This window comes from bacterium, from assembly GCA_019695335.1.
GTDB lineage: Bacteria > CLD3 > CLD3 > SB21 > SB21 > JABWBZ01.
The window spans coordinates 1-9902 of record JAIBAF010000093.1 but is presented as its reverse complement, the minus strand read 5'-3'; the positions used below and the strand labels follow the sequence as shown (position 1 = coordinate 9902).

Annotated in this window: 7 protein-coding genes; 6 read left to right on the top strand and 1 reads right to left on the bottom strand. The window is 42.5% G+C overall.

The window, feature by feature from the left end:
• From K1X84_15840 to K1X84_15830, 3 genes are all read left to right on the top strand, one after another.
• Positions 1–449, top strand: a 449-nt coding sequence (locus K1X84_15840) for a GAF domain-containing protein (protein ID MBX7153099.1), incomplete at its 5' end; no start/stop codon positions are given.
• A gap of 38 nt (positions 450–487) precedes the next feature.
• Positions 488–3763 (top strand): amidohydrolase family protein, encoded by a 3276-nt coding sequence (locus tag K1X84_15835; GenBank protein ID MBX7153098.1) that lies wholly within the window; start codon positions 488–490, stop codon positions 3761–3763.
• 13 nt (positions 3764–3776) lie between these two features.
• A complete protein-coding gene (locus tag K1X84_15830; GenBank protein ID MBX7153097.1) occupies positions 3777–4403 on the top strand; it encodes a hypothetical protein in 627 nt (208 codons plus the stop codon).
• Between the two features lie 14 nt (positions 4404–4417).
• On the opposite strand, the gene K1X84_15825 is transcribed toward K1X84_15830, so the two are convergent.
• Positions 4418–5383, bottom strand: coding sequence for a DPP IV N-terminal domain-containing protein (locus K1X84_15825; GenBank protein MBX7153096.1), 966 nt, complete (start codon positions 5381–5383; stop codon positions 4418–4420).
• Positions 5384–5582: 199 nt separating this feature from the next.
• Here K1X84_15825 and K1X84_15820 point away from each other — a divergent pair, with 199 nt between their 5' ends.
• The 3 genes from K1X84_15820 to K1X84_15810 form a co-directional block, all read left to right on the top strand.
• Positions 5583–6620 (top strand): helix-turn-helix domain-containing protein, encoded by a 1038-nt coding sequence (locus K1X84_15820; protein ID MBX7153095.1) that lies wholly within the window; start codon positions 5583–5585, stop codon positions 6618–6620.
• Positions 6621–6760: 140 nt separating this feature from the next.
• Positions 6761–7681: an aldo/keto reductase gene (locus K1X84_15815; protein ID MBX7153094.1), complete on the top strand. Its 921-nt coding sequence runs from the start codon at positions 6761–6763 to the stop codon at positions 7679–7681.
• Between the two features lie 32 nt (positions 7682–7713).
• Positions 7714–9902: ABC transporter permease (locus K1X84_15810; GenBank protein MBX7153093.1), on the top strand; the 2189-nt coding region annotated here is incomplete at its 3' end.

Genomic DNA, 9902 nt, shown 5'->3' with positions numbered 1-9902 from the left:
CTTTAGAAAAACAGGTGCACCATCTTCTCGAAGGCGAAACCGATTTGATCGCGAATGCCGCTAATTTTTCTTCATTGCTATTTTATGCTTTGCCGGATTTAAATTGGGTTGGGTTTTATTTTTATCGGAACGGCGAGTTGATCGTTGGGCCTTTTCAAGGAAGACCTGCTTGTGTGCATATCCCGGTGGGCAAAGGCGTTTGTGGAGCTGCCGCAGAAAAACGCACAACTGTGTTGGTTAAAAATGTTCATGAATTTCCCGGCCATATCGCATGCGACAGCGCATCCAATTCAGAAATTGTTATTCCACTCATGAAACAGGGTGAGTTTATCGGCGTGCTGGATATGGACAGCCCTGTGCTTGCCCGTTTTGATGAAAGCGATCAAAAAGGCCTGGAAAAGCTTGCTCATCTTTTTCTTGAAATGACGGATTATTCACCGATTTTATAAACACAATTATCAAACATTACGATAGCAGAGGAACGGTCATGTACAAAAAACTTTTACTTTTAAGTATCGGTTTTTTTCAATGTTTATTTGCGCAAAACGACGGCAAAAAATGGGACGTTGAAAATCCGGGATATGAATTGAATGAAATTAATTTTACCACGAACGAAGGTACGTGGATGAATCTCGATGTCAGTCCTGATGGAAAAGATATCGTTTTCGATATGCTTGGCGATATTTATATCATGCCGATTTCCGGTGGCGAAGCAAAATTGTTACGAGGCGGTTTGTCATTTGAAGTGCAGCCGCGCTTCAGCCCGGATGGAAGAAAAATTTCCTTTACCAGTGATCGCAGCGGCGCCGATAATATCTGGATCATGGATCGCGACGGTTCGAATGCCAGGCAAGTTACCAAAGAAGATTTTCGTTTGCTCAATAATGCCGTATGGACGCCGGACGGACAATATCTTGTTGCGCGTAAACACTTCACCAGTACCCGTTCGGCCGGCGCCGGTGAAATGTGGATGTATCACATCAGCGGAGGGCAGGGAATTCAACTGATCAAACGTAAGAACGATCAACAAGATGCAGGCGAGCCGGTTATTTCTCCCGATGGCCGATATTTGTATTTTTCCGAAGACATGTATCCCGGAGGAACTTTTCAATACAACAAAGATCCTAACAATCAAATCTACGTGATTCGCCGGTATGATTTTCAAAAAGGCGAATTAACAACATTTATTTCCGGGCCTGGCGGTGCCGCGCGCCCTCAAATTTCCCGCGACGGAAAAAAAATAGCGTTTATTCGCCGTGTGCGTGAAAAAACGGTGTTGTATATTCACGATATTAAAACCGGTGAAGAATGGCCGGTGTTGGATCAATTGTCCAAAGATCAGCAGGAAGCGTGGGCTATTTTTGGCGTGTATGCGAATTATAACTGGACGCCGGATAATCAGTCGATCATTATTTGGGCGCAAGGCAAAATCTGGAAAGTAGACGTCGAGAAATCGAAAGCATCCGAAATTCCGTTTACGGTGAACGTGAAACAAAAAATCACCGATGCCGTCCGTTATCAACAAAACGTTGCGCCGGACGAATTTACTGTCAAAGTTATTCGCGGCGCTGTGACGTCTCCTGATGGCAAAACTCTGGTCTTTAACGCGGTTGGTTATTTATGGAAAAAAGAATTACCTGAAGGTGCGCCTGTTCGCCTGACGAATAGCAATGATTTTGAATTTGAACCTTCTTTTTCCAAGGATGGCAATGAAATTGTCTACGTTACGTGGAATGATACGGCCATGGGCGCTATGTATTCATTGAACATGAAAAGCTCTAAATCAAAGCCTGTGAAATTGACTGCAGAAAAAGGTATTTATCGTACACCTCAATTTTCTGCCGACGGCACGAAAATCGTTTATCAAAAAGAAGAAGGCAATGATCATCAAGGGTTTGCTTTTTGTACCGATCCGGGTTTGTACTGGATGCCGTCAAAAGGCGGAACATCAACTTTCATTTCTGCCGAAGGAGAATTTCCCAAATTCAGCGCCGACGACAAACGCGTATTTTATCAGACTGGTGGATATCTTTTCGGCGATATCAAGAAAGCTTTCAAAAGCGTCGATCTGAACGGTCAGGACGTACGCACCCATTTTACTTCAAAATATACAAATCAATTTGTTCCAAGTCCTGACAATAAATGGATAGCTTTTAACGAACTGTTTAAAGTTTACATCGCCGCGATGCCTCAAACCGGAACGGCGGTGGAAATTGAAGGCGGCACAAAGTCCTTCCCTGTGAGTCAAGTCAGCCGCGATGCGGGAATTAATATCCATTGGTCGGCGGATGGTAAAAAACTGCATTGGACGCTGGGCGATGAATATTTCACGACTGAATTGAAAGACCGTTTTACTTTTGTTGACGGCGCAGCGGATACAACTCGGCCGATGGACACCACGGGGATCAAAATTAATTTGGTTTTGAAAACAGATAAACCCAAGGGGATGCTGGCTCTTAAAGGAGCGCGAATTATAACTATGAAAGGCGATGAAGTGATCGAAGACGGCGTCGTGATCGTCGATGGCAATCGCATCACGGCTGTTGGAAAAGCAGATCAGGTGGAAATTCCAAAAAATGCCAAGATCATCGATGTCAGCGGCAAAACAATTATGCCGGGTATTATCGACGCCCATGCGCACGTTGGCAATTTCCGGTACGGGCTCAGCCCGCAGAAACAATGGCAATATTATGCCAATCTCGCTTATGGCGTAACGACTTCACACGATCCATCGTCGAATACGGAAATGATTTTCTCTCAGTCGGAAATGGTCAAAGCAGGAACGATGGTTGGCCCGCGCATTTTTTCAACCGGAATTATCTTGTACGGCGCCGATGGTGATTTCAAAGCCGTGATTAATTCGCTCGACGATGCCCGTTCAGCCGTGCGACGTACCAAAGCTTTCGGCGCGTTTTCGGTTAAAAGTTATAACCAACCGCGTCGCGAGCAGCGGCAACAAATTATCCGTGCGGCAAAAGAATTGGAAATGATGGTCGTGCCGGAAGGCGGTTCGCATTTCTTCCATAACATTTCGATGATTCTGGATGGCCATACAGGTATCGAACACAATATTCCCGTCGCGCCGCTTTACAATGACGTCATTCAGTTGTGGTCGAAAACCAAAGTAGGTTATACACCGACTTTGATCGTGAGCTACGGCGCCGTGAGCGGTGAATACTACTGGTATCAACACAGCAATGTCTGGGAAAAAGACCGTTTGTTACGTTTTACTCCGCGTGCCATCATCGACGCGCGTTCGCGCCATCGCACCATGATCCCCGAAGGCGAATACACCAATGGGCATATCTTAGTGTCTCAATCTTGTAAAAAGCTTGCCGATGCAGGAGTAAAAATTAATCTCGGCGCTCACGGACAATTGCAAGGTCTCGGTGTGCATTGGGAATTATGGATGCTGGCGCAAGGCGGTTTAAGTGCCATGCAAACACTCCATGCCGCAACAATTAACGGCGCTCAATATCTTGGATTGGACAAAGACCTTGGTTCAATAGAAAAGGGCAAATTAGCCGATATGATTATCTTAGATAAAAATCCGTTAGACGATATTCATAACTCTGAGACTGTCCATTATACAATGATCAACGGTCATTTATACGATACTGAGACGTTGAATGAAATCGGAAATTATGACATCAAGCGCTCTAAGTTTTATTGGGAGAATAATAAATATAATGCATCATTTCCGTGGCATGAACACACTCAAAGCTTCATGAATAATGAATGCGGTTGCTTTGGAGGTCATTAATCAAAGGGTGAGTATGAAACTATTCATTTTCATCATTGGAATTAGCCTGACTGCATCAATTTATGGACAGTCAAAAAAAATGACTCTGGACGAACTCAAAGCGCTCGGTCGCGATTCATTGATCGCCATCGCTGCGGCGCGTGCTAAGAATAGTTATCCTGATTTCAAAACTGATTTATTTGACCGGATTCGTGTCAAAATCAGCCGGGGCTCGTTATGGGTTATCTTTGATAATGCCATTCAATTTGTTCCTCGTAAAAGCGCCTTCATTTACGACATGAGCGTCAATCTGACGGAAAACTCGCTTGGTACCGGTCCGATCGAAAACGATAAAGAATTAAAAGATTTCGAAGAGTATCAATTTTTCAAACCGACAAAAAATGCACGCAAAGCGATAGAATTTGTTTTGAATGCCATTAACAATGACAATGAAATCGGCGACATTCCAGACGGGAAACTACCGGATGATACTCAAATGACGATCATTGAAAAGTCCGATTATTATGCGATCGAAGTCGATTCCTATAGCACCGTGTCGCATTACAAAATCAAAAAAGGGAGTGGAAAAATCTACGATGCTTCGCATAAGCACTATGCACGGGATTGGGATGAGAAGGCGGAGGAAGAAGTGATCAAGTAGAATAACTGGCTCTATTATGGTGACAAACTAACTTCAAAGCCAACATCTCCCGATGTTGTCAATGAAACAAGATTTGATCCATCGGAATTCACTATAAATAAATTGTAGCTACGGCTTGCATAAATTGTTAATCCAATTGATTGGCCATCAGAGCTGATTGAGGATCCACCGCAACCACTCATAAAAGTGAAGAGTTCTGTATCACCAGAGCCATCTCCATTAATTCTCCTAAACGTTAATGATGCATAACTGTTTTTGTAAAAAATTTGATCAGTTGAAGAACTCCAAATAAGTCCTGACTTTAGCCCTTGTATTAAATTCAAATTTATTTTAGACTTATCTAATGGTTCCACTCTATATAAAGTATCGAGAGTAGAATAAAAAATTGCTGAAGATGTCCATAAAAAATCATCTATGAACTGACTTTTGACAATTGTATCAATTTGAGCATTTTCTAAATTTGTCACAATTAAGTATGTGATGCTCGAATGGTTCTCTGATCCTCGTAATATTGATATAATACTTTTTTCATCGCTTGACCATTTTGCTTGGTTTGGATCACCCATCACATGGGTTCTATATGTAAATGATGAATCTGAAACAAACAATGAATCGTGATTAGCAAAAAGAATATGCCACGTGGTAGTATTAAAACCATGAAGGATCTGGAATTCTGATTTATGAATACGAACATTATTTCCATTAAAATTATTGGACCATAGCGTATCATTTTGTATGAAGAAAACTCGATTTCCATCTGGTGTCCAGATAGGATAACGAGCTGCAGCGTTGTTTCTTGAACTAAGCTGAATTCGTTGAGTTCCATTATCTTTGATTACAAAAACTTGAAAATATCCATTTACTAATTCTGTGAACGCAATTCGTTGTATAGGTACATTGTTGTTACCATTTTTTTCTGATTCACCGTTTGTGCAAGCAACAAAGGAGACCATAAAGAAGTACAAAAGAAATCTACTCATTGATGACCTTCAAATAAACTAATGATAATTTAATCTTAACAGTTTTAAGGAATTGTATGTAAGAAATCGCATAGAGCGAATACACAATATATAAATATAAAGCAGATTTCTTATAAAAACAAATTAACAATTTGTACTTATATACTTATAGTATTGGTGATAGTAAACTGAAATACAATTCAATCATAAACAGTCTACGGTGAATGATATATTAACAAAAGTCCTCGAGATCATTGTTTGGGTCGGCGCTCTTCAGAGTTTATTCCTTGCGGTTTATGTGCTGACCGTCAAAAATGAACGCCACAGAGATTCCATTTTGCCGGCCATGCTTTTTATTGTTCTCAGCCTGAGAGTTGCTAAATCAGCGCTGTGGGCGTATTGGGACGCTACGCCGTTATGGGTTCTCAATTTAGGTTTTGCCGCACATGCCTGTATCGGACCTCTGTTTTTTCTGTACGTTTTTGCGTTGTCACGCCCCGAGCGGCAGCTTAATTGGCTGGCATGGACGCATTTCATCCCTGCCGCGTTGATACTTGCCGGCATTCAGAAATTAACGTTATCTGAATTCTGGTATGCCGGATGGTACACGGCATTGCTGATTCAAAACATTATGTATGTTATTGCCGGTTTTATCATCATCTGGCAATATCGGAGAGATCAGGCATTTCCGTTTAGTTGGCTTATCCGGCTGCAGATTGGTATTACTTTATTTAGTTTGTCGTATTTTTCCAATTTTATTTTTGGACTGACATCGTATCTTGCCGGGCCCGTGTTATATGCCGGAAGCGTGTACGTCATTACATTTTATGCCCTTCGTCAACGCCCTGTCTTTCTGAATCTGCCGGCAGCAAAATATAAAAATCTAAATATTACCGAGTCTATGGCAAAAGCGTATTGTGATCGCCTCACAGCAATCATGCAATCGCAAAAACCTTATTTCGATTCAGCATTCAATTTGCCGCGTTTATCCGAATTGTCTTCGCTTCCCAGCCATGTTATTTCTTATAGTTTGAATACGATATTGAAACAAAACTTTACTGAATTTGTGAATGCGTTCAGAATCAAAGAAGCGCAATCGCTATTGGTCGATCCGAAATCTCAGAGCGATAAAATTGTCAGCATTGCATACGACTGCGGATTTAATTCGTTATCTTCGTTTAATACTGCTTTCAAAAAAATCACTAAAATCACTCCATCAGAATTCCGATTACGTCACGCCAATTTTTCCAATTCTTAGTTTTAATTTGCCATTTTCAGTTTCGAATTAATTAATCCAATAGATATCCAGTCGTTGGATGTGTAATTTTTTTTGAGGCTTTTGTTTATGATGAGTTTCATACTTTATTCAACCATCACAGGTCTTTATAAGGAGATTAAATGTTTACACGGCGTGAAATACTGAAAATCACCGGAATGAGTTGCGCCGGTGTATTGACCGGATCGATGAAATTTCCGTCCTTGTTCGCCGACGGTATGATCCAACGACTGATTCCTTCAACGAATGAAAAATTGCCGGTGATCGGTCTTGGAACATGGCAAACGTTTGATGTCGGCTCATCGGAATCGGAACGACAGCCTCTCAAGGATGTTCTGACAACCATGCGATCGATCGGGGGGCGTGTCATTGATTCGTCTCCGATGTATGGAAATTCCGAAGAAGTCGTCGGCGATCTGACTGTGATGACCGGGACAGCAGAATCGTTTTTCTACGCCACCAAAGTCTGGACATCGGGTAAGGATGAAGGCAAAATCCAAATGATGGAATCGATGAAAAAGCTTCGGCGATCGGTCATTGATCTGATGCAGATTCATAATGTATTGGACTGGAAAACGCATCTTCCGGTTTTACGGGAATGGAAAGACGCGGGAAAGATCCGTTATATCGGCATCACCCATTATACGGCGTCGGCTTACAGCGAATTAGAAAAAATTCTCAAAAGCGAACCGGTTGATTTCGTTCAGTTCAATTACTCACTCGGTGAGCGCGATGCCGAAAGGAGTCTTTTGCAGACGGCACAAGATCGTGGTGTCGCTGTTTTGATCAATCGTCCGTTTGCCGGCGGCTCGCTTTTCCAGGCCGCAAAAAACAAACCTTTGCCGCAGTGGGCAAGTGAATTGGGTATAACAAGTTGGGGCCAGTATTTCCTCAAATACATCATTTCACATCCGGCTGTTACTTGTGCGATAGCAGGAACATCCAAGCCGCAACATTTGAAAGATAATATGATGGCGGCTTTTGGAAAATTGCCTGATCAGGTTGTCAGAAAAAAAATGAGCGAGTATTTCGACTCATTGTAACGTCATGATATTTGTCAGAAAGGATCGGATGCATGTTAGCTAATTATTTTCGTACATCGCTTCGCAATATTATTAAGCACAGGACCTATTCATTGATTAACGTTTTGGGATTGACGGTCGGTATGGCCGTTTCATTATTCATTCTGCAATATGTTTGGTTTGAATATACGTATGATCAGATGATACCCGATCATGAACGCGTTTATAAAATCAGTTTACGTCGGTATCAGGATAATATTTTGAAAACGAACTATACGTCAATTTATCCGGCAGTCGCTCCGGCGGTTAAGTCTGAAATTCCAGAAATCGAATCGGTTGGTCGTCTGGTCGTCGCTGAAGGAGTTATTCTTGTCGGCGATCAGAAATTTGTTGAGCCGAAAATTTATCACGCGGACGCCTCAATTCCTGAAATTTTCGGGCTTCACATGATCGCAGGTGATCAGCGTCATGTGATCGAAGAACCGGCGACGGCTATCATTTCCGAATCGGTTGCCAGGAAATATTTTGGTTCTATTGATGTGGTTGGAAAAACCATCCAACTTTCTTCGGGTACCATGGGAATCAATATTCTGGAAGCATATCAAGTCCGCGGAGTATTTCGCGATCGGGTCAATCATACGCACTTTCCGATGGATATTTTATTTTCGTATAAAACGTATACGCGCATCACGGCGGAACCGGATATCATCCAAGCGGAAGAAAGCTGGTCATGGGCGGACTTCCACACCTATGTAAAACTCAAATCCAATGCTGATTTCACGAGCGTCCAAACCAAGCTGAAAAAATTGATCGACCAATATCGCGGTGAACGTTTACGTCAGCGTAACATGACGGAAGAGTGGATCATGAGACCGGTTGGAGAGATTCATTTGAAATCGGGGTTTCTTTTTGAAGTTGCACCTGAAGGCAATGCAACGATGGTCAATATTCTGGCATTAGTTGGTTTATTTGTATTGAGCATCGGATGGATCAATTATATTAATCTTACGACAGCCCGTGCAACGGAACGTGCCAAAGAAGTCGGAATCAGGAAAACGGCCGGAGCCACGAGAACGGATTTATTAAAACAATTTATTGTTGAATCGCTGGTTTTAAATGCCGCCGCTTTTTTCCTGGCTTTGTTTGTTGTAGAAATTACTTATCCGCCTATAGCGTCATGGTTAGGGATCGGAACGGAATTCACAGGCAATGAATTATTTTGGGGTTTGGTCTTGTTATTTCTGATTGTTGGTAGCGGCGTGAGTAGTATCTATCCGGCCATGATCTTATCAAGCTTCCAGCCTGCGACCATTCTCAAAGGGCGGTTTAAGAATTCGCCGGTTGGAATTTTTTTGCGTAAAGGATTACTTACGTTTCAATTTGGTGCGGCGATGGCGATGATCGCGGCGACGCTGATCGTCTATCAACAAATTACTTTTATGCGCAACCAATCGCTCGGTTTTGAAAAAAATCAGACGTTGATCATTCGCTCAACCGGTTCACAATCGCCCGATCAAAGTATTAAAGCCGAGCGATTTAAAACAGCGCTTCGTTCCATAGCTTCCGTGTGGGGAAGTTCTGCGTCTATGCATGTCCCCGGTGATCAGGATCCATGGGCGACGCCGGTCAGACTGTTGGGGTCGGACAAAACAAACACGGTGTTTACGACGCGGATCGATGAAGATTTTCTGAAGAATTATAATATACCGGTAGTTGCCGGTCGGGCATTCTCAAAAAAATTTTCCGATGCACGATCCGTTTTAGTCAATCGTGAAGCGCTTCGCGTTCTGGATATTGTTCATGAACAAGAGGCGATCAATCGGAAGTTGACCTGGTTTTCCGATACGTTGACCATTGCAGGCGTTGTGGAGAATGTCCATCAACGGGGACTTCAAAAACCGTTCGAGCCGATGATCTATAAACTCATCGATTCTGAATATCGCTATTTTTCAATACAATTGAGCGCCGATCAGTTACCTGCGTCTATTGCAGGCATTCAAAAAATTTATACCGACCTTTTTCCAGCAGATGCGTTCAATTATTTTTTTCTCGATGATTTTTTTGATATGCAATACAAAGCCGATGAACGATTTGGCATCACGTTTGGGTTCTTTTCATTGCTCGCCATCGGTGTGGCCAGTTCAGGTTTGCTCGGGTTGATCATGTTTACGGTGCATCAGCGAACGCGGGAAATAGGAATCCGAAAAGTCCTTGGCGCATCGGTAGGCAATATTTCAATTCT

What these genes read in the sequence shown, in the direction of transcription:
- K1X84_15825 (MBX7153096.1), bottom strand. Translation starts at nt 5,383, where the DNA reads ATGAGTAGATTTCTTTTGTACTTCTTTATGGTCTCCTTTGTTGCTTGC.
- K1X84_15835 (MBX7153098.1), top strand. Translation starts at nt 488, where the DNA reads ATGTACAAAAAACTTTTACTTTTAAGTATCGGTTTTTTTCAATGTTTA.
- K1X84_15815 (MBX7153094.1), top strand. Translation starts at nt 6,761, where the DNA reads ATGTTTACACGGCGTGAAATACTGAAAATCACCGGAATGAGTTGCGCC.
- K1X84_15830 (MBX7153097.1), top strand. Translation starts at nt 3,777, where the DNA reads ATGAAACTATTCATTTTCATCATTGGAATTAGCCTGACTGCATCAATT.